Here is a 23,239-nt window from a genome sequence, read left to right as displayed (position 1 = left end):
CGATGGGCTGGACGGGAGTCATGCCTTTGATACTCACATGCGGCGTAAGGTTGATTAAAGCAGTGAATGGCAACCTTTACATCGCATTTGGCTAAACATATGTGCTGTTGCAACTGGCCTCTTCGCGGGTGAACCCGCTCCCACAGGATCGCATCGAGGCTGAGAGCTGTGGGGTACCTGTGGGAGCGGGTTTACCCGCGAAGAGGCCGGCACAGGCAGCAGAAACCCGGCAAATCTGCGACAATCGCGCATCCTTCGAATGCCGATCATGAAAAAGCAGGCCCACCTGCATCACTAAAAAGCCCCATGACTGACCACGCCATCGACAAACTGCTGCAAAACCTCGACCACGCCATGATCGCCGACCGCCATCGCCTGCGCCGGCAATTGCACGAACTGCGCAAGCGCCCCGACGAGGCCAAGCTGGCGCAGTGGGTGGAAAAGGTCCAGGCGTCCTGTGCCCAGGTCACTGCGCGCCAGCAGAGCGTGCCGACCGTGCGCTACGACGACAGCCTGCCGATCGCTGCCAAGCGTGACGAAATCAAGAAGGCCCTGGCCGAGCACCAGGTGCTGGTGATCGCCGGCGAAACCGGTTCTGGCAAGACCACCCAGCTGCCGAAGATCTGCCTGGAACTGGGCCGTGGCAGCCATGGCCTGATCGCCCACACCCAGCCCCGCCGCATCGCCGCGCGCAGTGTTGCCGCGCGGGTTGCCGAAGAGCTGGGTACGCCCCTGGGCGGGCTGGTCGGCTACCAGGTGCGCTTCGAGGACCAGAGCGACGCCAATACCCTGGTCAAGCTGATGACCGACGGTATCCTGCTGGCCGAAACCCAGCACGACCGCTTCCTCGAGCGCTACGACACGATCATCGTCGACGAAGCCCACGAACGCAGCCTCAACATCGACTTCCTGCTCGGTTACCTGAAGACCCTGCTGCACCGTCGCCCGGACCTGAAACTGATCATCACCTCGGCGACCATCGACCTTGAGCGTTTCTCCCAACACTTCGACGGTGCGCCTATCATCGAGGTGTCCGGGCGTACCTTCCCGGTGGAAACCTGGTACCGCCCGCTGACCAGCGAGCAGGACGAGGAGGGCAACCAGATCGAGGACGACCTCACCGTCGATCAGGCCATTGTCGCGACCCTGGACGAACTGGCGCAGCACGAGCGCAGCGAGGGCAAGGGCCCCGGCGATGTGCTGATCTTCCTCCCGGGCGAGCGCGAGATCCGCGATGCCGCCGAGATCCTGCGCAAGGCGCAACTGCGCCACACCGAGATCCTGCCGCTGTACGCACGCCTGTCGCCGGCCGAGCAGCAGCGCATCTTCCAGCCGCACACAGGGCGCCGTGTGGTGCTGGCCACCAACGTTGCGGAAACCTCGCTGACCGTGCCGGGCATCCGCTATGTGATCGACACCGGTACCGCGCGCATCAGCCGCTACAGCTACCGCGCCAAGGTCCAGCGCCTGCCCATCGAGGCGGTGTCGCAGGCCAGCGCCAACCAGCGTAAAGGCCGCTGTGGCCGGGTCGAGCCGGGCATCTGCGTGCGCCTGTACAGCGAAGAGGATTTCAACAGCCGGCCGGCGTTCACCGACCCGGAAATCCTGCGCACCAACCTGGCGGCAGTGATTCTGCAGATGCTGCACCTGCGCCTGGGCGCAATCGACGCCTTCCCGTTCATCGAGCCGCCGGATGGCAAGGCCATCAGCGACGGGTTCAACCTGTTGCAGGAGCTGTCGGCGGTCAACCGCGAGAACCAGCTGACGCCGATCGGTCGCCAGCTGGCGCGCCTGCCGATCGACCCGCGGCTGGGCCGCATGCTGCTCGAAGGCGCCCGCCTGGGCAGCCTGCAGGAAGTGCTGATCGTCACCAGTGCGCTGTCGGTGCAAGACCCGCGCGAACGCCCGCCGGAGCGCCAGCAGGCCGCTGACCAGGCACACGCGCAATGGAAGGATGTGGACTCCGACTTCGCCGCGCTGGTCAACCTGTGGCGTGGCTTCGAGGAGCAACGTCAGGCGCTGACCGCCAACCCACTGCGCAACTGGTGCCGCAAGAACTTCCTGAACTACCTGCGCCTGCGCGAATGGCGCGATGCCCATCGCCAGCTTGCGCTGATCTGCCGTGACCTGCAGTTGACGGTGAACAAAGAACCGTGCGACTACCAGAAGATGCACAAGGCCATTCTCAGTGGTCTGCTCAGCCAGATCGGCCAGAAGACCGAAGAAGGCGACTACCAGGGGGCGCGGCAGCGGCGCTTCTGGGTACACCCGTCGTCTGGCCTGGGGCGCAAGCGCCCGCAGTGGGTGATGGCCGCCGAACTGGTCGAGACCACCAAGCTGTACGCACGCATGGTGGCCAAGATCGAACCGGACTGGATCGAACCGCTGGCCGGCCACCTGGTCAAGAAGAACCACTTCGAGCCGCACTGGGAGAAGAAGCGCGGGCAAGTGGTGGCCTATGAACAGATCACCCTGTACGGCCTGATCCTGGTTGGTCGCCGCCCGGTGCATTTCGGCCCGATCGACCCGGTCACCTCACGCGAGCTGTTCATCCGCGAAGGCCTGGTGGGTGGCGAAATCCAGTCGCGGGCCAAGTGCCTGGCGGCCAACAAGCGACTGCTGGAAACCCTCGACGAACTCGAAGCCAAGGCCCGTCGGCGCGACATCCTGGCTGACGAAGAAACGCTGTACGCCTTCTACGAAGCGCGCCTGCCAGCGGAAATCCACCAGACCGCGACCTTCGACGCCTGGTACCGCATGGGCAGCCAGAAGGACGCCAACCTGCTGATCATGCGCGAGGAAGACGTTCTGGCGCGTGAGGCCAGCGAAGTGACCGCTGCGCAGTACCCCGACAGCCTGCAAGTGGGTGAATTGCGCCTGCCGCTGAGCTACCACTTCGAGCCCGGCCACCCGCGTGACGGCGTGACCGTGCGGGTGCCAGCGCCGCTGTTGCCGAGCCTGCCGGGCGAGCGCCTGGAGTGGCTGGTGCCAGGCCTGTTGGAAGCCAAGTGCGTGGCGCTGGTGCGCAACCTGCCCAAGGCCTTGCGCAAGAACTTCGTGCCGGTGCCGGACTTCGTCAAGGCCTCGCTGGCGCGCATGACCTTCGGCCAGGGCGCATTGCCGCAGGCCCTGGGGCAGGAGCTGCTGCGCATGACCGGTGCCCGTGTGCCCGATGAGGCCTGGGACGAGTCGGTCAACCTGGTCGAAGGCCACCTGCGCATGAACATCGAAGTGGTCGATGGCCAGGGCAAGTTCCTCGGTGAAGGCCGCGACCTGGCCGAGCTGACCGCGCGCTTTGCCGCCGCCAGCCAGGCAGCGCTGGCCGTGCCGCGTGACGCCAAGAGCGAGCAGCCGGTGCAGGCCAAGGCCTTCAGCGAGGTCAAGCAGACCGCGCAGCAGAAGATCGCCGGCCTGTCGATGACCGTGTACCCGGCGCTGGTGGAAGAGGGCGGCACCGTGCGCGAAGGGCGCTTCTCGACCCAGGCCGAAGCCGAGTTCCAGCACCGCCGCGCCTTGCAGCGCCTGTTGCTGCAGCAGCTGGCCGAGCCGGCCAAGTACCTGCGCGGCAAGCTGCCAGGGCTTACCGAACTGGGCCTGCTGTACCGTGAAATGGGCCGGGTCGAGGCGCTGGTCGAGGATATTCTGCTGGCCAGCCTGGACAGCTGCATCCTTGAAGGCGAACAGCCGTTGCCACGTGATGGTGCGGCCCTGGCTGGCCTGGCCGAACGCAAGCGCGGCAGCTGGGCCGAGCATGCCGAGCGCCTGGCACGGCAGACGTTGGAAGTGCTGAAGCTGTGGCATGGGCTGCAGAAGCGCTTCAAGGGCAAGATCGACCTGAGCCAGGCGGTGGCGTTGAACGATATCAAGCAACAGCTTGGCAACCTGGTGTACCCGGGCTTCGTCCGCGAAACGCCTGGGGCCTGGTTCAAGGAGCTGCCGCGTTACCTCAAGGCGGTGGAGCTGCGCCTGGAGAAGCTCGGTTCGCAGGTGCAGAAGGACCGGGTGTGGAGTGGTGAACTGGCCAACCTGTGGGCGCAGTACAAGGCCCGTGCCGACAAGCATGCCCAGGAAGGCAAGCGCGATGAACAGCTGACCCTGTACCGCTGGTGGCTGGAGGAATACCGGGTTTCGCTGTTTGCCCAGCAGTTGGGGACCAAGGTGCCGATTTCCGACAAACGATTGAGCAAGCAATGGAGCCAGGTGGAGGGCTAAACTTCCACAGTTGTGGCAATATTGATGCAATTTGGGGCTGCTTGGCGGCCCCTTCGCGGGTACCACAGTGTTCTCAGGAGCGACGCGATCCCTGTGGGAGCGGGCGTGCCCGCGAACGAGGGCGCAGCCCTCGCCCTTAAATTGGCACTAAAGTGCCATTAACCTGTCATGTTTCCCAGCCAGCGCCCTGTGGCGATGGCCTTTGACCAGAGGAACGACCGTGCATAACGTCGTGATCAGCGGCACCGGCCTGTACACCCCGGCCCAGAGCATTTCCAACGAAGAACTGGTGGCCTCCTTCAACACCTGGTCGCAGCAGTTCAACCAGGACAACGCCGCCGCCATCGAGCGCGGTGAAGTCGAAGCAGCGCCGCTGTCCGACGCGGCGTTCATCGAAAAGGCCTCGGGCATCAAGAGCCGCTTCGTCATGGACAAGGCTGGCATCCTCGACCCGCAGCGCATGAAGCCCCGCCTGCCAGAGCGCTCCAACGACGAGCCGTCGGTGCTTTGCGAAATGGCCGTGGCTGCCGCCCGCCAGGCCCTGGAGCGCGCCGGTCGCACCGCCGCCGATGTCGATGGGGTGATCGTCGCCTGCTCCAACCTGCAGCGTCCGTACCCGGCCATTGCCATCGAAGTGCAGCAGGCGCTGGGCATCCAGGGCTTTGCCTTCGACATGAACGTGGCCTGCTCGTCGGCCACTTTCGGCATCCAGACCGCCGCCAACAGCGTGGCCCTGGGCCAGGCGCGTGCGGTGCTGATGGTCAACCCGGAGGTGTGCACCGGCCACCTGAACTTCCGTGACCGCGACAGCCATTTCATCTTTGGCGATGCTGCCACTGCGGTATTGCTCGAACGTGCCGACAAGGCCACTTCGGCGCACCAGTTCGACATCGTCAGCAGCAAGTTGTGGACCGAGTTCTCCAACAACATCCGCAACAACTTCGGCTTCCTCAACCGCGCGGCGGAAGAGGGCGAGGGTGCAGCGGACAAGCTGTTCATCCAGGAAGGCCGCAAGGTGTTCCGCGAAGTGTGCCCGAAGGTGGCCGAACTGATCGGTGAGCACCTGCAGGAAAACGGGCTGCAGCCCAGCGATGTGAAACGCTTCTGGCTGCACCAGGCCAACCTCAGCATGAACCACCTGATCGTCAAGAAGTTGCTGGGACGTGAAGTGGCCGAGGAGGATGCACCGGTGATTCTCGACCGTTACGCCAACACCAGTTCGGCGGGTTCGGTGATTGCCTTCCACCTGTACCAGGACGACCTGCCCAAGGGCTCGCTGGGGGTGTTGAGCTCGTTTGGTGCGGGGTATTCGATTGGTAGCGTGATTCTGCGCAAGCGCTGATTTATCTGGCGCCTGTACCGGCCTCTTCGCGGGCTTGCCCGCTCCCACAGGGACACCACAGCATTCGAAACTGTGATATCCCCTGTGGGAGCGGGTTTACCCGCGAAGAGGCCGGCGCATTTCTGCCAGGCAAAAAAAGCGGGAAACGCCGGATGGGGTCGGCATTTCCCGCTTCAGGTGACGCAGCGCAGGGTATCGCTTAGAACTTGGCTTCCAGGTCTACCTGCAGGGTATCTACATCGGCATCGCTGTTGGGCAATTGCGACAGATCGGTCTTGGCCATCAGGTAGGCCGCGCCCAGGGAGAAGTTCTTGTCGATTTCATAGCCGACCTTGAACTTGTGCCCGCGCGAACCGGTAAAGCCGTTGCCAAAGTCGGAGTCGGTGAACAGGCTGACCACCGCGTTACGCTGCACGTCGCGGTAGTTGTAGTCCAGGCTCCAGGCGCCGACCTTGGTTTTCAGGCCCGCCAGCCAGGCCTGGTCTTCGCCATCGGTGCTTTCGGTGTTCTTCACGTACTGGCCATACGCAGACAGCGGGATGGCAAAGCCGGTGAAGTCCAGCTGGCCGAAGCCTTCCACCAGGTTGAACTCGTTGGTGGTGTTGCCGAACGACTGCAGAATGGTTGCTTCCTTGTCGTTGTCGTAGCCATAGATACTGGCACCGACGGTCAGCTTGAGCACATCTGCCGGTGCGAACTTGGCGCCCAGCTGGCCGTGATAGACCTGTGCGTCATGCTTGTATTGCACACCGTCGCCATCGACGTTGTCCTTGAGGGTGTACTGACCGGCGCTGGCGAACACTTCGGCCCCGCCCAGGTCGGTCTTGTAGGTGGCTGCCACGCCTTCCGGGTTGATGTCGCTGTCCCAGATGATGTCGCCCATGCTCACCCATGGCTGCGCCATCTTGCCGCCAATCAGGTGCAGGTTGGGAACGGCGGTCGGGTGCCAGTCGAGGTAGGCCTGGTCGACCCACAGCGACTTCTTGTCGAAGTAGTTGTCGAAGCTCTGGTTGGTCGAGCGGCGGTCGGCGCTGCTGCCAGTGGCGATACGGATGCCGGCGTCGACCTGCGGGTTGATTTCGCTGTAGAAGCCGACACGGGCACGCACGCGCTGGCGGTCCTGGTTGCCGCTGCTGCTGTTCGGGTCGTCGACGTTGACGTCTTCGTAACGCAGGCGCACATCACCCTTGACCTGGGTCTTGGCGGCCCATGCCACTTTCTGTTCAAAGGAGCTCATCCGGTCGGACTGAGCTTTCTGAGCGGCCTTTTCCTTGGTTTCTTGAGCCAGGTCCGCCTGCAGTTCGTTGTACTGCGCCTGGTTGATCGAGCCGTTGGCGCGGAGCATTTCGAGCAGCTTGGCGTCGACAGCTGCACTGGCCGGAGTACTCAGAGCCAGCATCATGCCGGTGAGGCTCACTCCGGTAAGTGTAGAAACAAGACGCATAAGGTTCTCCCTGTTGAATAAGATGGGGGAGGCTCAAACGCCCGCCCCTGTATTGGCATGTCTTCGGAAAGGGCCTGAATAGACAGGTTCTGGGGTTCCGGAAAACAGGCGCAAGTATTGCGGGGGCGAGTGACAGATTAATGTCGAATTAGTGGCACTGCTGTTAAGTAATTGAGAATGAAAGGATCTGTCCCGGCTATCGTGATTTGAGTGGCGGGCCTTCCTTGGGGATACTGGGTACATTGAAACAGCGAGCCAGAACCGTGACCAGCCTGTACAGCCTTGCCCATTTGCGTGATCTTCCGGCGGCCACCTGGGATGCCCTGGTGCCGGCCGGCCAACCGTTCCTGCGCCATGCGTTTCTCAGCGCCATGGAGGACAGCGGCAGCGTCGCGCGCAACACCGGCTGGGCTGCCGAGCACCTGGTGCTGGAGCGTGACGGGCAGGTACGGGCGCTGCTGCCGGCGTACCGCAAATGGCACTCGTTTGGCGAATACGTGTTCGACCATGGCTGGGCCGATGCCTGTGAGCGGGCCGGCATTGCCTACTACCCCAAGCTGCTCGGTGCCGTGCCGTTCAGCCCGGTCAGCGGCCCGCGCCTGCTCGCCGCCGACCCAGCCGATGGCCTGCTGGTGCTGCAGGCGTTGCCGGAGTACCTGGGCAAGGGCGGGCTGTCTGGCGCGCACATCAATTTCACTGACCCGGCGCTGGACGAACAGCTCGCTGGCCAGCCAGGCTGGATGGAGCGCCTGGGCTGCCAGTTCCATTGGCGCAATCACGGCTACCGCGACTTCCAGGACTTCCTCGACAGCCTCAGTTCACGCAAGCGCAAGCAAATGCGCAAGGAACGTGAACAGGTAGCCGGGCAGGGCATCGATTTTCGTTGGTACCGCGGGGCTGAGCTGGACCAGGCGCAGTGGGATTTCGTCTACCGCTGCTACGCCAACACCTATGCGGTGCGCCGCCGTGCGCCCTACCTGACCCGCGAATTCTTCAGCCTGCTGGCCGAGCGCATGCCCGAGGCGCTACGCGTGGTGATGGCGCGCCAGGGCGGGCGTGATGTGGCCATGGCCTTGAGCCTGGTGGGTGGCGACAGCCTGTTCGGTCGTTACTGGGGTTGCCTGGATGAATTCGACCGGCTGCATTTCGAGACCTGTTTCTACCAGGGCATGGACTTTGCCATTGCCGAGGGTTTGCAGCGTTTCGATGCCGGGGCGCAGGGCGAGCACAAGTTGATTCGCGGGTTCGAGCCGGTGCTGACGCGGTCATGGCACTACCTGCTGCACCCGGGGCTGCGGCGGGCGGTGGAGGATTTTCTGGTGCAGGAGCGGGACGGGGTGCGGGCGTATGCCGAGGAGGCCAGGGGGATGCTGCCCTATCGCCGGGACTGAGGGGTTTGGGTTGCCTTTGCCGGCCTCTTCGCGGGTAAACCCGCTCCCACAGGGATCGCACAAACTTCACGGCCTATGCAGTACCTGTGGGAGCGGGCAAGCCCGCGAAGAGGCCGGCACAGGAAATCAGTCCACTCCGACAAACCCCCCGGTCTGGTGATGCCACAACCGGGCATACAAGCCTTGCTGCTCCAGCAGCTCAGTGTGGCTGCCACTTTCGACAATCCGCCCCTTGTCCAGCACCACCAGCCGGTCCATCCGCGCAATGGTGGAAAGCCGGTGGGCAATGGCGATGACCGTCTTGCCCTGCATCAGCGTCTCCAGGCTTTCCTGGATCGCGGCTTCCACCTCCGAGTCCAGCGCCGAAGTGGCCTCGTCCATGATCAGGATCGGTGCATTCTTCAGCAGCACCCGGGCAATGGCGATGCGCTGGCGCTGGCCACCCGACAGCTTGACCCCGCGCTCCCCCACATGGGCATCGAAACCGGTGCGTCCCTGGGCGTCCGACAGCTGCGGGATGAACTCGTCGGCGCGGGCCCGGCGCACCGCTTCATGTAGCTCCGCCTCGCTGGCACCGGGGCGACCATACAGCAGGTTGTCGCGGATAGAGCGGTGAAGCAGCGAGGTGTCCTGGGTGATCATGCCGATCTGCGCGCGCAGGCTGGCCTGGCTCACTTCGGCAATGTCCTGGCCGTCGATGAGAATGCGCCCACCCTGCACGTCATACAGCCTTAGCAGCAGGTTGACCAGGGTCGACTTGCCTGCCCCGGACGGGCCGATCAGGCCAATCTTCTCGCCCGGGCGGATGTCCAGATTGAGCCCTTCGATCACGTTGGCCGCCTTGCCGTAATGAAAGTCCACGTCATCGAAACGCACCGCACCGCGGCTGACCTTGAGCGCCGGCGCGTTGGGCCGGTCGGTGACGGTGACCGGTTGGGCGATGGTCTGCAGGCCGTCCTGGACCATGCCGATGTTTTCGAAGATGCCGTTGACCACCCACATGATCCAGCCCGACATGTTGACGATGCGGATCACCAGGCCGGTGGCCAGGGCGATGGCGCCCACAGTGATCAGCGACTGGCTCCACAGCCACAGCGCGAGGCCTGTGGTGGTGACCACCAGCAGGCCGTTGAGGGTGGTGATCACCACATCCATGCTGGTGACCACGCGTGCGGCCAGCTGGGTCTTCTCGGTCTGTTCGCTGATCGCTTCGCGGGCGTATTGCTGTTCGTAGTCGGTGTGGGCGAACAGCTTGAGCGTGGCGATGTTGGTGTAGCCGTCGACGATACGGCCCATCAGCTTGGAGCGGGCATCGGAGGAAATCACCGAACGCTCCTTCACCCTGGGGACGAAATAGAACAGCGCGGCAATGTAGCCGGCGATCCATAGCAACAGCGGCAGCATCAGGCGCCAGTCGGCCTCGGCAAACAGCACCAGCGAGGTAATGGCATAGATCAGTACATGCCACAGCGCATCCACCGCCTGCACGGCGGAGTCGCGCAGCGAGTTGCCGGTCTGCATGATGCGCTGGGCGATGCGCCCGGCAAAGTCGCTCTGGAAGAAATTCAGGCTCTGCTTGAGCACATAGGTGTGGTTCTGCCAGCGGATCAGGCTGGTCATGCCGGGGTTGATGGTCTGGTGCACCAGCAGGTCGTGCAGGCCGAAGAACACCGGCCGCAGCAGCAGGACCACCACCAGCATCCAGATCAGCTCACCGCTGTGTTCGCTGAAAAAATTGGCATTGGGGGTGCCCTGGGCCAGGTCGATGATGCGGCTGAGGTAGCTGAACATCGCCACCTCGATCAGCGAGGCGACCAGGCCGACCACCAGCAGGGCGAGAAAGCTGGGCCACACCTGGCGCAGGTAATACAGGTAGAACGGCCACACGGTGGTGGGTGGCGATTCAGTGGGCGCTTCGCGAAAGATATCGATCAGTTGTTCAAAACGGCGGTACAGCATGGGTAACGACACTCCTGTTCCATCCGGCCCTCAGGCGGTTTCACGTCCCTGTGAAGCCTGCGGTCAGTCGATGCGTTTGGCCGACTTGATGTAGACCGGGTCGGCCGGTACATCACGCATGCCTTTCTTGATGGTGGTCGGCGAATTGACGATCTGGTCGACCACTTCCATACCTTTGGTCACTTTGCCGAACACGGCGTAGCCAGCGTCGCGGCCCGGGTTGAGGAAATCATTGTCGGCGACGTTGATGAAGAACTGGCTGGTGGCCGAGTTCGGGTTGGAGGTGCGCGCCATCGACAGTGTGCCGCGGGTGTTCTGCAAGCCGTTGCTGGCTTCGTTGCGAATCGGGTCCTTGGTGTCTTTTTGCACCATCTGGTCAGTGAAGCCCCCGCCCTGGACCATGAACCCCGGGATTACCCGATGGAAGATGGTGTTGTTGTAGAAGCCACTGTCGACGTACTCGAGGAAGTTCTTGGTACTGATCGGTGCCTTCTCGGCATTCAGTTCGATTTCTACCTGGCCGAAGCTGGTGTCCAGCAGTACGTGCGGGGTCTTGTCGGAGGCCATGACGCTGGTGGCGAAGGCGACCGAGCAGGCGGTGAGCAGGAGTTTTTTCAGCATGGGCTCAAAGATCCTTGAGAGGTGGAAGCGGCTGCAAGGAACTGCAGCAGGGTCTGGTTGAAGACCTCGGGTTGGTCGAGGGGTGTAGCGTGCCGGGAATCGTCGATGACCACCAGCCTGGCGTGGGGCATCAGGGCGACGTAGCGTTCTTTCAGTTGTATCGGGGTGTAATCGTGGTCGGCGGCGATGACCAGGGTAGGACAGTGGATCTGCCCGATGCGTTCCTGCACGCCCCAGTCGACGATGGCGTCGAAACTCTTGAGGTAGGCGCGCTTGTCATTGCGCGCCCAGCGCTGGGCCATCTTCTCTCGCAGCTCGGCCTGCCCGGGCTTGGGGAACAGGCGTTCGGCCAGGCCCTTGCCGACGGTTTCGACACTGAGGAGGCGCGCCAGGCTCCAGCGTTTCAGCCACCAGAGCCAGTCACTGCGGGTGCGGCGCTTTACCTCGGGGGCGCTGTTGACGATGCACAGGCTGCGCAGCCATTGCGGGTGGTCGACGGCAAACTGGAAACCGACCATGCCGCCCATGGACAGGCCGACGAAGTGCACCGGGCCGGTGTGCAGGTGTTCGAGCAGGGCCAGCAGGTCGGCACTGAAGGTGGCGATCTGGTAACCGTCGTGGGGCTTGTCTGAGCGGCCGTGGCCGCGGATGTCCATCACGATCACCCGGTAGTGCTGGCTCAGCAGCGGCACCTGCATTTCCCAGTCCTGGCAGCTGGAACCCAGGCCATGCAGCAATACCAGGGGTTCGCCCTGGCCATATTCCGCGTAATGCAGTGCGCATCCTTCGTGTTCGAAATAGGCCATGGGCGCGGTCCTCTCAAGCTTGTGGGGGGGCTGCGAAGGGCACGTCCAGCGGCGCGGTATCGAAATTGCGCAGCAGGTCGATGAGAATCTGCGTGGCCGGGCCCAAGGTCTTCTCTTTGCTCGAGTAAAGGTAGAACAGTGGGTGGCGGCTGCCACCCTGATCCAGCGGCAACGGCTTGAGCACGCCTTCGCGCAGCTCGCGCTCGATCATGTGCCGGGGCAGCCAGGCAAAGCCCAGGCCACTGCTGACGAAGGTAGCGGCGGTGCCCAGGCTGCCGACGGTCCAGCGTTGCTCGGCGCCCAGCCAGCCGACATCGCGTGGCTGGGCGCGGCCGGAGTCGCGGATCACCACCTGCAACTGGCTTTCCAGGTCCTGAAAGGTCAGTTCACGGCCCAGGCGGTGCAGGCTGTGTTCGGGGTGGGCGACGGCGACGAACTCCACCGCGCTCAGTTCGGCGCCCAGGTAGCCGCCGATGCTGTAGCTGCTGATGGCGAGGTCGGCGATGCCTTCGTGCATCACTTCCTCGACGCCAGAAAGCACTTCTTCACGCAGGCGCACCCGGCAGCCGCGGCTCTGCGGCATGAATGCGGCCAGGGCACGAACCAGGCGGGCACTGGGGTAGGCTGCATCGACCACCAGGCGTACCTCGGCCTCCCAGCCCTGTTCCATGTGGTGGGCAAGGTCTTCGAGCTGGCTGGCCTGCTTGACCAGGTGGCGTGAACGGCGCAGCAGGACATTGCCGGCCTCGGTGAGCACTGCCTTGCGACCGTCGATGCGCAGCAGCGGCACGCCCAGTTGCTCCTGCATGCGGGCCACGGTGTAGCTGACCGATGACTGCGAGCGGTGCAATGCCTCGGCGGCCTGGGCAAACCCGCCATGATCGACCACTGCCTGCAGGGTTCGCCACTGGTCAAGGGTTACGCGCGGCGCTTTCATCTTTCGCTCCTGTTGTCCTAAGCTGCGCTCTTTCAAGGAGAGCGGCCCATGAAGAAATGTTGTGCGGCAATACTGATGTGCCTGCCCCTCGGGGCCATGGCTTATCCCATCGATGTGGAGAAGGACCTGACCGGGGTAAAGCTCGACTACACCGCCTATGACACGGCCTATGACATTGGCGCCATCACCCTCAACAACTATGGGCAGGTACCGGCGGCGTGCAAGGTAACCTTTCGCAACGGCCCAGAGGCACCACGGGTGCGCCGGGTGAACGTACCGGCCGGCAAAAGCGTCGATGTCACTGCCAAGTTCAATCGGCAGATCATCAAACTACGGATCGCCTTGAACTGCAGTGCAGAATAAACTGATAAATCGATAGATTGAACCCATTTTTTACGCTTTTTTATCGATAGGTCAAGCCGTAATCTCACCTCCATCGAATCGCAACCCTTTTTGCCGATGGAGGCACCCCATGTCCCGCGTACTGATCATCGAAAGCAGCGCCCGCCAGCAGGATTCCGTTTCCCGTCAGCTGACCCGTGATTTCATCCAGCAGTGGCAGGCCGCCCATCCGGCCGATCAGATCAGTGTGCGCGACCTGGCTGTCAATCCGGTGCCGCACCTGGACGCCAACCTGCTGGGTGGCTGGATGAAGCCCGAAGATCAGCGCAGCGCCGCCGAACTGGACGCCTTGGCCCGCTCCAACGAACTGACCGATGAACTGCTCGCTGCCGACGTGCTGGTGATGGCTGCGCCGATGTACAACTTCACCATCCCCAGCACCCTCAAGGCCTGGCTGGACCACGTGCTGCGTGCCGGCATCACCTTCAAGTACACCCCGACCGGCCCGCAGGGCTTGCTGACCGGCAAGCGCGCCATCGTCCTGACTGCCCGTGGCGGCATCCACGCCGGCGCCACCAGCGACCACCAGGAACCGTACCTGCGCCAGGTAATGGCCTTCATCGGCATTCACGATGTCGACTTCATCCATGCCGAAGGCCTGAACATGAGCCCTGACTTCCATGAGAAGGGCGTCAACCAGGCCAAGGCCAAGCTGGCGGCGGTGGCCTGAGGCTTGGCGAATTCCCAACCCTGACACCTGTTGTTGCTCCTTTGGGTGTACCTGCCCGGCCTGCATGGCCGGGCTTTTTTATGCCAGAAATTCATGGGTGCCTGTGCCGGCCTATTCGCGGGTAAACCCGCTCCCACAGGAATAACACGGCACCTGAGGCCTGTGGTGTCCCTGTGGGAGCGGGTTTACCCGCGAATAGGCCGGCACTGCCCTTACATTCCCCATGGTTGAACTGATTCCCCGCAACCCGCTAAGGTCGCGGCCTTGATCCACGAGAGGCAACCATGGGCTACCTGATAATCGTCGCGCTGATCCAGGCGTTTTCCTTCAGCCTGATCGGCGAGTACCTGGCCGGGCACGTCGACAGCTATTTCGCCGTGCTCGCGCGCGTGGTGCTGGCGGGCCTGGTGTTCCTGCCGCTGACCCGCTGGCGCCAGGTCGAGCCGCGTTTCATGCGTTCGATGCTGCTGATCGGTGCGTTGCAGTACGGCATCACCTACGTCTGCCTGTACCTGAGCTTCCGCGTGCTCACCGTGCCGGAGGTGCTGCTGTTCACCATTCTCACGCCGCTGCACGTGACGCTGATCGAAGATGCCATGAACCGGCGCTTCAACCCGTGGGCGCTGCTGGCGGCGCTGGTGGCAGTGGCCGGCGCGGCGGTGATCCGCTTCGATACCATCAGCGGTGAGTTCTTCATCGGCTTCCTGCTGCTGCAACTGGCCAACTTCACCTACGCCGCCGGCCAGGTGCTGTACCGCCACCTGGTTGCACGCCACCCCAGCGACCTGCCCCACTACAAGCGCTTTGGCTACTTCTACCTCGGCGCGTTGATCGTGGTGTTGCCGGCCTTCCTGCTGTTTGGCAACGCCCAGCACCTGCCGACCACCGATGTGCAGTGGCTGGTGCTGCTGTTCCTGGGCCTGTGCCCGACGGCGCTGGGGCTGTACTGGTGGAACAAAGGCGCGTGCCTGGTATCCGGGGCCACGCTGGCGGTGATGAACAACCTGCATGTACCGGTGGGGCTGCTGTTGAACCTGCTGATCTGGAACCAGCATGAGCCATTGGGCCGGCTGCTCCTCGGCGGGGCGGTGATCCTGGCCTCGGTGTGGATGAGCCGCCTGGGCGGCCTGACGTTATCGGGCAAGGCATGGCGCAGCTAGCTATGACACGTTCGTTACTGGGCCCGTAACCCGTCGGTGACTACCCGATAATCAAAAAAATAAAAATCGGAGTCCGGCGTGAAGCTAGAAACGCGAAGTATCGAATTTGTCCCACACGCTGAGCGTTATGGTACGCCCAAACGATTGTTCACCATCTGGTTCAGCTCCAATTTCCAGATAACCGCCCTGATGGTCGGCACCCTGGGCGTGGCGTCCGGGCTGAGCCTGGGCTGGACCTTGTTGGCCCTGTTGGTCGGCAACCTGATCGGCACCGTGTTCATGGCCGCGCACTCTGCCCAAGGGCCGCACCTGGGCGTGCCACAGATGATCCAGAGCCGGGCGCAGTTCGGTGTCCATGGTGCGGCGCTCCCTCTGCTGGTGATGGTCACGGCCGCAGTCCTGTTCCTCGCCGCCAGCGGCGTGCTGATGCGCAATGCCCTGCAGGCGCTGGTGCCCATGAGCGATGACCAGGCGATCGTGGTGGTCGGTTTGCTGACTTTTGTCATCGGCTTTGTCGGCTACGAGCTGATCCACCGCCTGGGCGCTTGGATGAGCCTGTTGTCCACGCTGGTTTTTGCCGGCGCCCTGGTGCTGATCCTGCTGCACCCCGGCGACATGGCAACCACAACGGCGGTGAGTACCGGCTTCTCGTTCACCGCCTTCAACCTGATCGTGGCCCAGTCGGCCTCCTGGACGCTGGGGTATGGCCCGTATGTGGCCGACTACTCGCGCTATCTCCCCGCCAACGTCAACCCGCGCGCCACGTTCTGGGCCACCTATTGCGGTTGTGCGCTGGGCTCCTTCGCCATGATGGCGCTCGGTGCGCTGGTGGCTGTGGAACTGCCCTCGGCACTGGGACATGACCCGGCCACAGCCATTGCCGCGCTGTTTGGCCCATGGGCGCCGTTGGCGCTGGCAGTTATCGCGCTGGGGGTGATCCAGTACAACGTCCTGTGCCTGTACAGCGCCTACATGTCGTCGGTCACGATCTTTGGCGCCTTCAAGACCATCCGGCGGGTGACCGCGACGGCCAAGGCCCTGGTAATGGCTGGGCTGACCGCAGCGGCAACGGTGATCGCCATCGCCACCCAGTACAATTTCGATACGTTCTTTGCCGACATCCTGATCGGCCAGCTGTACCTGCTGATTCCATGGAGCGCGATCAACCTGGTGGATTACTACTGGGTATGCCGAGGGCACTATGATGTGGGGGCGCTGTATGACGCCAAGGGGCGTTATGGTTGCTTCAATCGTCGAAGCCTGGCGGTGTACGCCGTGTCGATCATCGGTACCATCCCGTTCATGAAGCTGTCGTTCTACACGGGCTTCGTGGCCGAGTGGCTGGGGGCGGACATCAGTTGGGCGATGGGGTTGATCCTGGCCGGTGCGCTGTATTGCATGGTCCATGGGCGCGAGAGTAACCGGCTTTCGACAACCATGAATGCGCACCCCTGACTCGGCCCTGACACGGAAAGGGGCTACTTAAACACCACCCTAAGGCGTCATGCCTGTCAGTCAAACAATTTGCGGCCCATCGCCGGTAAGCCAGCTCTCATTGAACTGCACATAACTCATTGAATTAGCAGGGGCCCTGTGGGAGCGGCTTCAGCCGCGAACACCGGCGCAGCCGGTGCCATGCACCGCGTTGGATTCTTCGCGGCTAAAGCCGCTCCCACAGGTACAACGAAGATCTCACGATCTGCGTGACCTCTCTGGGAGCTGGCTTGCCGGCAATGGGCTGCGAAGCAGCCCCGGCAATCTCAAGCCTCGCTCATGTCTTCCAGCCGACGCGGCGCAGGCTCTTGTGATATACGCCCGCTCAACCCGATCCGCATGTCGTTGCCACTCGGCTGCTGATACAGGCTCAGCCCGAACTCCGGCAACACCGCCAGCAGGTAATCGAAGATATCCCCCTGGATTCGCTCGTAATCCGCCCACACCGTGGTGGTGGTAAAGCAGTAGATCTCCAGCGGCACGCCCTCGGCGGTGGTCTGCATCTGCCGCACCATGCAGGTCATGTTCGGGTGCACGTTGGGGTGGTTCTTCAGGTAGGCCAGGGCGAACGCGCGGAACGTGCCGATGTTGGTCAGCTTGCGGCGGTTGGCCGACAGCTCGGCCACTGGCCCCATGGCCTCGTTCCAGCGCTGCAGCTCCTGACGCTTGCCGGCCAGGTAGTCGGCTAGCAGGTGCACCTGGCTCAGGCGCTGTTCTTCCTCGCGCGTCAGGAATCGCACGCCGGCCGCGTCGATGAACAGGCTGCGCTTGATGCGCCGGCCACCGGACTGCTGCATGCCGCGATAGTTGCGGAACGACTCGCTCATCAGGCGCCAGGTGGGGATGGAGACGATGGTCTTGTCGAAATTCTGCACCTTCACCGTGTGCAGGGTGATGTCCACCACGTCGCCATCGGCGCCGACCTGGGGCATCTCGATCCAGTCGCCCACGTGCAGCATGTCGTTGCTGGTCAGCTGCACGCTGGCGACGAACGACAGCAGGGTGTCCTTGTACACCAACAGCAGCACCGCCGACATGGCGCCCAGACCGGACAGCAGCAACAATGGCGAGCGGTCGATCAGGGTGGCGACGATGACGATGGAGGCGAAGATCCACAGCATCATCTTGGCCAGCTGCACGTAGCCCTTGATCGAGCGGGTGCGGGCGTGTTCGGTGCGGGCATAGATGTCGAGCAGGGCATCCAGCAGGCACGACAGCGCCATGGTCATGAACAGCAGGGTAAAGGCCAGGGCGACATTGCCGAGGAAGTGCTGGGCGGTGTCGGACAGCTCGGGCACCAGTTTCAGGCCGAACTGCAGCACAAGTGACGGCGTGGTCTGCGCCAGGCGGTGGAACACCTTGTTGTTGCGCAGGTCGTCCAGCCACTTCAGCGCTGGCTGGCGGGCCAGCAGGCGGGCGCCATGCAGCACCAGGAAGCGCGCCAGGCGGCCGATGACCAGGGAAACAAGCAGCAGCACCGCCAGGCCGATGGCCGCGTGCAGCATCGGATGTTGGTCAAGGGTGCCCCACAGGTCGAGGGAGTCACGCCAGATTCGTTGAATATCCATGGGCTTGCTTACAGTCTTGTTGCCAAACGAGGCGCCATTAGAGCGCGGATGGCGACAAAGTTGCCAAAAGAAATTCGGCTAAGGCGGCAGAAAACGTTACCCTATGCAACTGAATTTCCCGCACTTGCCTGAGGTTACCTCCGTGTTCTCCCAATTCGCCCTGCACGAACGCCTGCTTAAAGCCGTGGCCGAGCTTAACTTTGTCGAGCCTACCCCGGTGCAGGCTGCGGCCATCCCCCTGGCCCTGCAAGGGCGTGACCTGCGCGTGACCGCGCAGACCGGCAGCGGCAAGACCGCGGCCTTCGTGCTGCCGCTGCTCAATCGCCTGGTCGACCTGCGCGAGCGCCGCGTCGAGATCCGCGCGCTGATCCTGCTGCCGACCCGTGAGCTGGCCCAGCAGACCCTCAAGCAGGTGCAGCTGTTTTCGCAGTTCACCTACATCAAGTCGGGCCTGGTCACCGGTGGTGAAGACTTCAAGGAACAGGCAGCCATGCTGCGCAAGGTGCCGGATGTGCTGATCGGCACCCCGGGCCGCCTGCTCGAGCAGCTCAATGCCGGCAATCTTGACCTGTCCCACGTGCAGGTGCTGATCCTCGACGAAGCCGACCGCATGCTCGACATGGGCTTCGCCGAAGACATGGAGCGCCTGTGCAAGGAGTGCGAGAACCGCCAGCAGACCCTGCTGTTCTCCGCCACCACTGGTGGTGCGGCCCTGCGCGACATGATCGGCAAGGTGTTGAAAGACCCTGAGCACCTGATGCTCAACAGCGTCTCGCAGCTGGCAGAAGGCACCCGCCAGCAGATCATCACCGCCGACCACGACCAGCACAAAGAGCAGATCGTGCAGTGGCTGCTGGCCAACGAAACCTTCGACAAGGCGATCATCTTCACCAACACCCGCGCCCTGGCCGACCGCATCTACGGCCATCTGGTGGCCAAGGACGTTAAGGCCTTCGTACTGCACGGCGAGAAGGACCAGAAGGACCGCAAGCTGGCCCTGGAGCGCTTCAAGCAGGGTAGCTCCAAGGTGCTGGTGGCTACCGACGTCGCGGCCCGTGGCCTGGACATCGACGGCCTGGACCTGGTGATCAACTTCGACATGCCGCGCAGCGGTGACGAGTACGTGCACCGTGTGGGCCGTACCGGCCGTGCCGGTGGCGAAGGCCTGGCGATCTCGCTGATCACTCACAACGACTGGAACCTGATGTCGAGCATCGAGCGCTACCTGAAGCAGCAGTTCGAGCGCCGGGTGATCAAGGAAGTGAAGGGCACCTACAACGGGCCGAAGAAGGTCAAGGCCTCGGGCAAGGCGGCTGGCAGCAAGAAGAAAAAGGTCGAGAAGAAGACCGGTGACAAGAAGGCAGCCGCCAAGCGCAAGCCAACTGCCAAGCCAAAGGCCAACGCACCGCTGGCCAGCGCTGACGGCCTGGCGCCGCTGAAGAAGCGCAAGCCTGCGGCTGAGTAACGCTCGCTAACGGTGTTGGCTGCTTCGCGGGTGAACCCGCTCCCACAGTGACCCTACAGGCTTCCAGGCCTGTGCAATCCCTGTGGGAGCGGGTTTACCCGCGAAGGGGCCAGCACAGGCGACAACTATTCAGCCTTTTTCTCCGCCCCTTTCAATTCCTTGATCCGCGTGTCGATCAGCTGACACTTGTCGGGCAAATCCTTGCTCGCCGTCCCAAGCTCCATCCCTTGAAGCTCGTCATTGATCTCCTTGGCCTTCTGCGGGTTCTGTTCGGTCAACCGGGTGACCAAACCGGCCAGCTCTTCGCGTTTCTGCGTCGCTTCTTCCGGTGTGCAGGCCCAGGCGGGCAGGGCGCAGAACAGGGCAGTGGCGCAGGCAATGGGCAGTAGCAGTTTCATCCTTCCTACCTCCGGCGGTGGTGATGCCCGGTGGAGGCATGCGCCTGGCCGTTAGTTCAGCGCCTTCGACCGATGGGCCTTGCTAGCCGGTTGGCTAGGCCGTTTCCGCTCTAGGCTGTAATCCATTTCCCAAAGCCTCCTGCGGCTATTGAAGGTCGTGCGATCGCCCCCTAGCCTTGGCCTGGATCAGGAGGTATCGTATGTACAGATGTAAATACGGAGCGTCCCAAGGCAGGGTGATGTCATTCGCATCATTTCTGCACGCAAAGCCACCAGATGGGAGGCCAAACATTATGACCAAAGCATCGAAAACTGACTGGAGCCGCCTGGCTCGACAGGACGACCAGGCTATCGATACCTCGGATATTCCTGAACTGGATGAAAATTTCTTCCGCGAGGCCGAGCTGCGAGTTCCAGCCAAGCAGACGGTGACCATTCGCCTGGATTCCGATGTGCTCGCCTGGTTCAAAGAGCAGGGTAGCGGCTACCAGACCCGGATCAATCAGTTGCTGCGCCAGTACATGCAAGCGCAACAACGCCAGCGCTGAGATATTTCGGAACGCCGGGCAACCTCGACAGGTCCCAACCTGTGTACCCCTTCCGTCCACAGCAGGAGCCCGTAGCCATGAGCATCGCCTACGACTGGGACCTGATCGAGCGTTTGCTGCACGAGGTGCAGAACGGCGCCGGTCACAGCTTCACGCCACGCCCCTATGCCGAGCAGCACGCTGCGGCACTGGCCGCCAAAGGTGAGCCGGTGGGCGACCTGGACCACCTGAAAACCCGCGCCTGCGAGTATGAAAGGCTGTTGTTCGAGCGTGGTTTCATCGAAACCCGGCCCGAAGAGGATGGCGGCAATGGCGAGAACTTCGTGTTGACCGAGCGTGGTTCGCGGCTGATGAGCCTGATCGACAGCAGCATCCCGGGCTTCGAGCACCCGCGCCAGGTGCTGGACGAGCAGGAAGATGCGCTGGACGAAACCACCTTCGAGCAGGTGTCGGCGAAGGCACAGATCGCCTGAGGTCGTTTTGAGGGTGGCAAGGGCGGCCATGGAAACCCGATAATCGGTAGTTCATGAACACTGCCGAGACCTCGCCCATGCCAATGACCACCGTCGAGGCCCGCCTATGAGCGCGGTCCGCAAGAACCCTGATGCCTTTGCCTTCCAGGTGATGCTGGGGCTGTGCCTGATCTGGGGTTGCCAGCAGGTTTTGATCAAGACTGCCGCCATCGATATCGCGCCGGTGATGCAGGCGGCGTTGCGCAACGGCATCGCCGCCGTGCTGGTGGGCCTGATGCTGTGCTGGCGCGGGGGTTGGAACCAGGTCGGCAGCACCTGGCGTGCCGGGGTGGTGGCGGGCGGGCTGTTCGGCCTGGAGTTCCTGTTCATTGCAGAGGGGCTGAAGCTGACCTCGGCGGCGCACATGTCGGTGTTCCTCTATACCGCGCCGGTTTTTACCGCGTTGGGCCTGCATTTCAGGTTGCCCAGCGAACGCCTGCGGCTGCTGCAGTGGCTGGGGATCCTGCTGGCGTTCGGCGGCATTGCCATGGCATTTGCCGGCGGTATGTCGTTCGAGCACATGGATGGCCGCACCCTGTTGGGCGATGCCTTTGGCGTGATCGCCGGGCTGGCCTGGGGGGCGACCACAGTGGTGGTGCGCTGCTCGCGGCTGTCGGAGGCGCCGGCGACCCTGACCCTGTTCTATCAGCTGGCGGTGGGCTTTGCCGGGCTGCTGCTGATTGCCTTGCTCAGCGGGCAGATCGGCGCGGTGGCGCTGACGCCGCTGGCGATGGGCAGTGTGCTGTTCCAGGGGATTGTGGTGTCGTTCATCAGCTACCTGACCTGGTTCTGGTTGCTGCGAAAGTACCTGGCGTCGAACCTTGCGGTGTTTTCGTTCATCACCCCGCTGTTCGGGGTGACCTTTGGCGTGTTGCTGCTGGATGAGCCGCTGAGCCTGAACTTTGTGGTTGGCGCGTTGATGGTGCTGCTGGGGGTGGTTCTGGTGAGTGCCGAGCCTTGGGTGAAGCAGCAATTGCGTAAGTTTGTGGGGTAAGGGCTGGCCTGTGCCGGCCTCTTCGCGGGTGAACCCGCTCCCACAAGTTACTGCACAATATTCGAGACCTGTGACATACCCTGTGGGAGCGGGCAAGCCCGCGAAGAGGCCAGATCAGGCAATCTCAATTCAGGATGCGGCCTTGGCCTGACAGGCGCTGCCCTGCTGTACCGAGCTGGCAAACAAGACCAACCCCCCAGCCACCACCAACCCACCCGCCGCCACCATCAGCGCAGGCTGCAGCCCGCCGCTGTAATGGCTGCTGACCGCCGCCAACAATGGCCCGCTCAATTGCCCCAGGGCAAAGCAGGCCGTCAGCAGCCCGGCATTGCGCTGGGTGGCATGCGGCGCGAGCTCCCGCGAACGTTGCATCACCAGCTGCATGCAGGCCAGGAACGGCCCGCCACACAGCACCACGCCCAACGCCAGGCCGACACCCCCGCCCATCAGGCAGGCCAGTACACCCAGCCCCTGCAGCCACAGGGTGGCGGTGAGCCAGATCGAGGTACGGCCGCCGCGCCGCATGCTCACCACCAGCACCCCCAGCGCCGCCGCCAGGCCGAACGCAGGCCAGAACAGGTCGGCAAGCCACTGCCCACGAAACTGCTGGTTGGCCATCTGCGACAGGAAGGTGGCCGGCAGGATGTAGCCCACGCCATACAGCGCATACACCAGCCCCAGGCGGCCGATGCCGACACTGCCCGTTGGGCCCTGGCGTGCAGCCGACGGCACCGGCGCCGCTTGCAGCGCCCCGGGCAGCCAAGGCCGGACCGCCAGCAGCATCACCAGCGCGGCCACGGCATAGATCAGCCACAGTGCTGCCGAGCCCAACCCCCATAAGTGCGCCACCAGTGCCAGCAAACCGGTCAGCGCAATGCCCAGGCCAGGCCCTGCGAACACCAGGGCACCCAGGCGCTGGCGGTTGTTGGCATTGGCTACCTGCTGGCTGAGGCTGGTGATCATCACCAGCACCCAGGCACTGGCTACACCGGTGCCGAAGCGCAGCAGCAGGTGGCTCCAGAATCCGTCGGCGGCCCATGAGACCAAGGTCAGCAGCACGCACAGCCACAGCCCGCCGTGCAGGCGCAGGCGCACCTGGCCCGGCGAGCGGGCGAACATGGCATCGACCGCGCCGATGAAGTAACCCAGGTAGTTGGCCGCTGCGACCAGCCCGGCGACTGTCAGGTCGAGCTGGCCTTCGGCAATCAGTTGCGGCAGCTGCGGAGTCAGGGCGAAACGGCCGATGCCCATGGCCATCATCAGCGCCACGGCGCTGGCCAGCAGTTGAATGAGTGGCGACATGACAAGTCTCCTGC

19 protein-coding genes and 1 pseudogene are annotated in these 23,239 nt (G+C 63.3%); 12 read left to right on the top strand and 8 right to left on the bottom strand.

Annotated elements, in window-relative coordinates:
• Positions 1–306 precede the first annotated feature (306 nt).
• On the top strand, positions 307–4,212 hold the full coding sequence (gene hrpA, locus J5M58_RS00620) for an ATP-dependent RNA helicase HrpA (RefSeq protein WP_207876898.1): 3,906 nt from the start codon (positions 307–309) through the stop codon (positions 4,210–4,212).
• A gap of 220 nt (positions 4,213–4,432) precedes the next feature.
• Complete coding sequence (locus J5M58_RS00615; RefSeq protein WP_207876896.1) at positions 4,433–5,554, top strand: beta-ketoacyl-ACP synthase III; 1,122 nt, start codon at positions 4,433–4,435, stop codon at positions 5,552–5,554.
• A 199-nt stretch (positions 5,555–5,753) separates the two neighbouring features.
• Here J5M58_RS00615 and J5M58_RS00610 read toward each other — a convergent pair whose 3' ends face one another.
• A complete protein-coding gene (locus tag J5M58_RS00610; protein ID WP_112253205.1) occupies positions 5,754–6,998 on the bottom strand; it encodes a putative porin in 1,245 nt (414 codons plus the stop codon).
• A gap of 263 nt (positions 6,999–7,261) precedes the next feature.
• Between J5M58_RS00610 and J5M58_RS00605 the strand changes: the two genes are divergently transcribed.
• Entirely contained in the window at positions 7,262–8,389 is a 1,128-nt protein-coding gene (locus J5M58_RS00605; protein WP_112253204.1) for a GNAT family N-acetyltransferase, read from the top strand.
• A 126-nt stretch (positions 8,390–8,515) separates the two neighbouring features.
• On the opposite strand, the gene J5M58_RS00600 is transcribed toward J5M58_RS00605, so the two are convergent.
• The 4 genes from J5M58_RS00600 to J5M58_RS00585 all read right to left on the bottom strand — a co-directional run bounded on the left by J5M58_RS00600 (position 8,516) and on the right by J5M58_RS00585 (position 12,712).
• The gene (locus J5M58_RS00600; RefSeq protein ID WP_207876894.1) at positions 8,516–10,348 is read right to left on the bottom strand and encodes an ABC transporter ATP-binding protein; all 1,833 of its coding nucleotides are present in this window, start codon (positions 10,346–10,348) and stop codon (positions 8,516–8,518) included.
• Positions 10,349–10,411: 63 nt separating this feature from the next.
• Positions 10,412–10,969 (bottom strand): peptidylprolyl isomerase, encoded by a 558-nt coding sequence (locus tag J5M58_RS00595; RefSeq protein WP_133974584.1) that lies wholly within the window; start codon positions 10,967–10,969, stop codon positions 10,412–10,414.
• Positions 10,963–11,775, bottom strand: coding sequence for an alpha/beta fold hydrolase (locus tag J5M58_RS00590; RefSeq protein WP_207876892.1), 813 nt, complete (start codon positions 11,773–11,775; stop codon positions 10,963–10,965). Before J5M58_RS00590 ends, J5M58_RS00595 begins: the two co-directional genes overlap by 7 nt.
• 13 nt (positions 11,776–11,788) lie before the next feature.
• Positions 11,789–12,712 (bottom strand): LysR family transcriptional regulator, encoded by a 924-nt coding sequence (locus tag J5M58_RS00585; protein ID WP_012273620.1) that lies wholly within the window; start codon positions 12,710–12,712, stop codon positions 11,789–11,791.
• A 48-nt stretch (positions 12,713–12,760) separates the two neighbouring features.
• On the opposite strand from J5M58_RS00585, the gene J5M58_RS00580 reads away from it, so the two are divergent.
• The 4 genes from J5M58_RS00580 to J5M58_RS00565 all read left to right on the top strand — a co-directional run bounded on the left by J5M58_RS00580 (position 12,761) and on the right by J5M58_RS00565 (position 16,399).
• Entirely contained in the window at positions 12,761–13,075 is a 315-nt protein-coding gene (locus J5M58_RS00580) for a 3-phosphoglycerate kinase (RefSeq protein ID WP_207876890.1), read from the top strand.
• A 109-nt stretch (positions 13,076–13,184) separates the two neighbouring features.
• Positions 13,185–13,784 carry an FMN-dependent NADH-azoreductase gene (locus tag J5M58_RS00575; protein WP_112253200.1) on the top strand — a complete coding sequence of 200 codons (600 nt, stop codon included), beginning with the start codon at positions 13,185–13,187 and terminating at the stop codon, positions 13,782–13,784.
• A 284-nt stretch (positions 13,785–14,068) separates the two neighbouring features.
• On the top strand, positions 14,069–14,944 hold the full coding sequence (locus tag J5M58_RS00570) for a carboxylate/amino acid/amine transporter (RefSeq protein ID WP_112253199.1): 876 nt from the start codon (positions 14,069–14,071) through the stop codon (positions 14,942–14,944).
• Positions 14,945–15,022: 78 nt separating this feature from the next.
• Positions 15,023–16,399, top strand: coding sequence for a cytosine permease (locus J5M58_RS00565; RefSeq protein WP_207876888.1), 1,377 nt, complete (start codon positions 15,023–15,025; stop codon positions 16,397–16,399).
• A gap of 305 nt (positions 16,400–16,704) precedes the next feature.
• Here J5M58_RS00565 and J5M58_RS00560 read toward each other — a convergent pair whose 3' ends face one another.
• On the bottom strand, positions 16,705–18,006 hold the full coding sequence (locus J5M58_RS00560; protein ID WP_207876886.1) for a mechanosensitive ion channel family protein: 1,302 nt from the start codon (positions 18,004–18,006) through the stop codon (positions 16,705–16,707).
• A 103-nt stretch (positions 18,007–18,109) separates the two neighbouring features.
• Between J5M58_RS00560 and J5M58_RS00555 the strand changes: the two genes are divergently transcribed.
• The gene (locus tag J5M58_RS00555) at positions 18,110–19,471 is read left to right on the top strand and encodes a DEAD/DEAH box helicase (protein WP_133974574.1); all 1,362 of its coding nucleotides are present in this window, start codon (positions 18,110–18,112) and stop codon (positions 19,469–19,471) included.
• A gap of 125 nt (positions 19,472–19,596) precedes the next feature.
• Here the strand turns inward: J5M58_RS00555 and J5M58_RS00550 are convergent, their stop codons facing one another.
• Entirely contained in the window at positions 19,597–19,869 is a 273-nt protein-coding gene (locus J5M58_RS00550) for a hypothetical protein (protein WP_112253195.1), read from the bottom strand.
• A 229-nt stretch (positions 19,870–20,098) separates the two neighbouring features.
• On the opposite strand from J5M58_RS00550, the pseudogene J5M58_RS28255 reads away from it, so the two are divergent.
• The 4 genes and pseudogenes from J5M58_RS28255 to J5M58_RS00535 form a co-directional block, all read left to right on the top strand.
• Positions 20,099–20,185, top strand: a pseudogene (locus J5M58_RS28255) (BrnT family toxin); the annotation flags it as partial.
• Positions 20,163–20,417, top strand: coding sequence for a BrnA antitoxin family protein (locus J5M58_RS00545; RefSeq protein ID WP_046614667.1), 255 nt, complete (start codon positions 20,163–20,165; stop codon positions 20,415–20,417). The pseudogene J5M58_RS28255 and the gene J5M58_RS00545, both read left to right, overlap by 23 nt.
• A 77-nt stretch (positions 20,418–20,494) precedes the next feature.
• The gene (locus tag J5M58_RS00540) at positions 20,495–20,890 is read left to right on the top strand and encodes a hypothetical protein (RefSeq protein ID WP_013973698.1); all 396 of its coding nucleotides are present in this window, start codon (positions 20,495–20,497) and stop codon (positions 20,888–20,890) included.
• A gap of 106 nt (positions 20,891–20,996) precedes the next feature.
• Positions 20,997–21,923, top strand: coding sequence for a DMT family transporter (locus J5M58_RS00535; RefSeq protein WP_112253194.1), 927 nt, complete (start codon positions 20,997–20,999; stop codon positions 21,921–21,923).
• Between the two features lie 129 nt (positions 21,924–22,052).
• Here the strand turns inward: J5M58_RS00535 and J5M58_RS00530 are convergent, their stop codons facing one another.
• Positions 22,053–23,225 carry an MFS transporter gene (locus J5M58_RS00530; RefSeq protein ID WP_112253193.1) on the bottom strand — a complete coding sequence of 391 codons (1,173 nt, stop codon included), beginning with the start codon at positions 23,223–23,225 and terminating at the stop codon, positions 22,053–22,055.
• Between the last annotated feature and the right edge of the window lie 14 nt (positions 23,226–23,239).

It is taken from the genome of Pseudomonas sp. 32_A, from assembly GCF_017490905.1.
In the GTDB taxonomy this organism is placed as follows: domain Bacteria; phylum Pseudomonadota; class Gammaproteobacteria; order Pseudomonadales; family Pseudomonadaceae; genus Aquipseudomonas; species Aquipseudomonas inefficax.
This window is presented reverse-complemented; position numbering and strand designations above follow the sequence as displayed.

What these genes read in the sequence shown, in the direction of transcription:
- hrpA (WP_207876898.1), top strand. Translation starts at nt 307, where the DNA reads ATGACTGACCACGCCATCGACAAACTGCTGCAAAACCTCGACCACGCC.
- J5M58_RS00610 (WP_112253205.1), bottom strand. Translation starts at nt 6,998, where the DNA reads ATGCGTCTTGTTTCTACACTTACCGGAGTGAGCCTCACCGGCATGATG.
- J5M58_RS00600 (WP_207876894.1), bottom strand. Translation starts at nt 10,348, where the DNA reads ATGCTGTACCGCCGTTTTGAACAACTGATCGATATCTTTCGCGAAGCG.
- J5M58_RS00595 (WP_133974584.1), bottom strand. Translation starts at nt 10,969, where the DNA reads ATGCTGAAAAAACTCCTGCTCACCGCCTGCTCGGTCGCCTTCGCCACC.
- J5M58_RS00590 (WP_207876892.1), bottom strand. Translation starts at nt 11,775, where the DNA reads ATGGCCTATTTCGAACACGAAGGATGCGCACTGCATTACGCGGAATAT.
- J5M58_RS00585 (WP_012273620.1), bottom strand. Translation starts at nt 12,712, where the DNA reads ATGAAAGCGCCGCGCGTAACCCTTGACCAGTGGCGAACCCTGCAGGCA.
- J5M58_RS00580 (WP_207876890.1), top strand. Translation starts at nt 12,761, where the DNA reads ATGAAGAAATGTTGTGCGGCAATACTGATGTGCCTGCCCCTCGGGGCC.
- J5M58_RS00575 (WP_112253200.1), top strand. Translation starts at nt 13,185, where the DNA reads ATGTCCCGCGTACTGATCATCGAAAGCAGCGCCCGCCAGCAGGATTCC.
- J5M58_RS00570 (WP_112253199.1), top strand. Translation starts at nt 14,069, where the DNA reads ATGGGCTACCTGATAATCGTCGCGCTGATCCAGGCGTTTTCCTTCAGC.
- J5M58_RS00560 (WP_207876886.1), bottom strand. Translation starts at nt 18,006, where the DNA reads ATGGATATTCAACGAATCTGGCGTGACTCCCTCGACCTGTGGGGCACC.
- J5M58_RS00555 (WP_133974574.1), top strand. Translation starts at nt 18,110, where the DNA reads ATGCAACTGAATTTCCCGCACTTGCCTGAGGTTACCTCCGTGTTCTCC.
- J5M58_RS00550 (WP_112253195.1), bottom strand. Translation starts at nt 19,869, where the DNA reads ATGAAACTGCTACTGCCCATTGCCTGCGCCACTGCCCTGTTCTGCGCC.
- J5M58_RS00545 (WP_046614667.1), top strand. Translation starts at nt 20,163, where the DNA reads ATGACCAAAGCATCGAAAACTGACTGGAGCCGCCTGGCTCGACAGGAC.
- J5M58_RS00540 (WP_013973698.1), top strand. Translation starts at nt 20,495, where the DNA reads ATGAGCATCGCCTACGACTGGGACCTGATCGAGCGTTTGCTGCACGAG.
- J5M58_RS00535 (WP_112253194.1), top strand. Translation starts at nt 20,997, where the DNA reads ATGAGCGCGGTCCGCAAGAACCCTGATGCCTTTGCCTTCCAGGTGATG.
- J5M58_RS00530 (WP_112253193.1), bottom strand. Translation starts at nt 23,225, where the DNA reads ATGTCGCCACTCATTCAACTGCTGGCCAGCGCCGTGGCGCTGATGATG.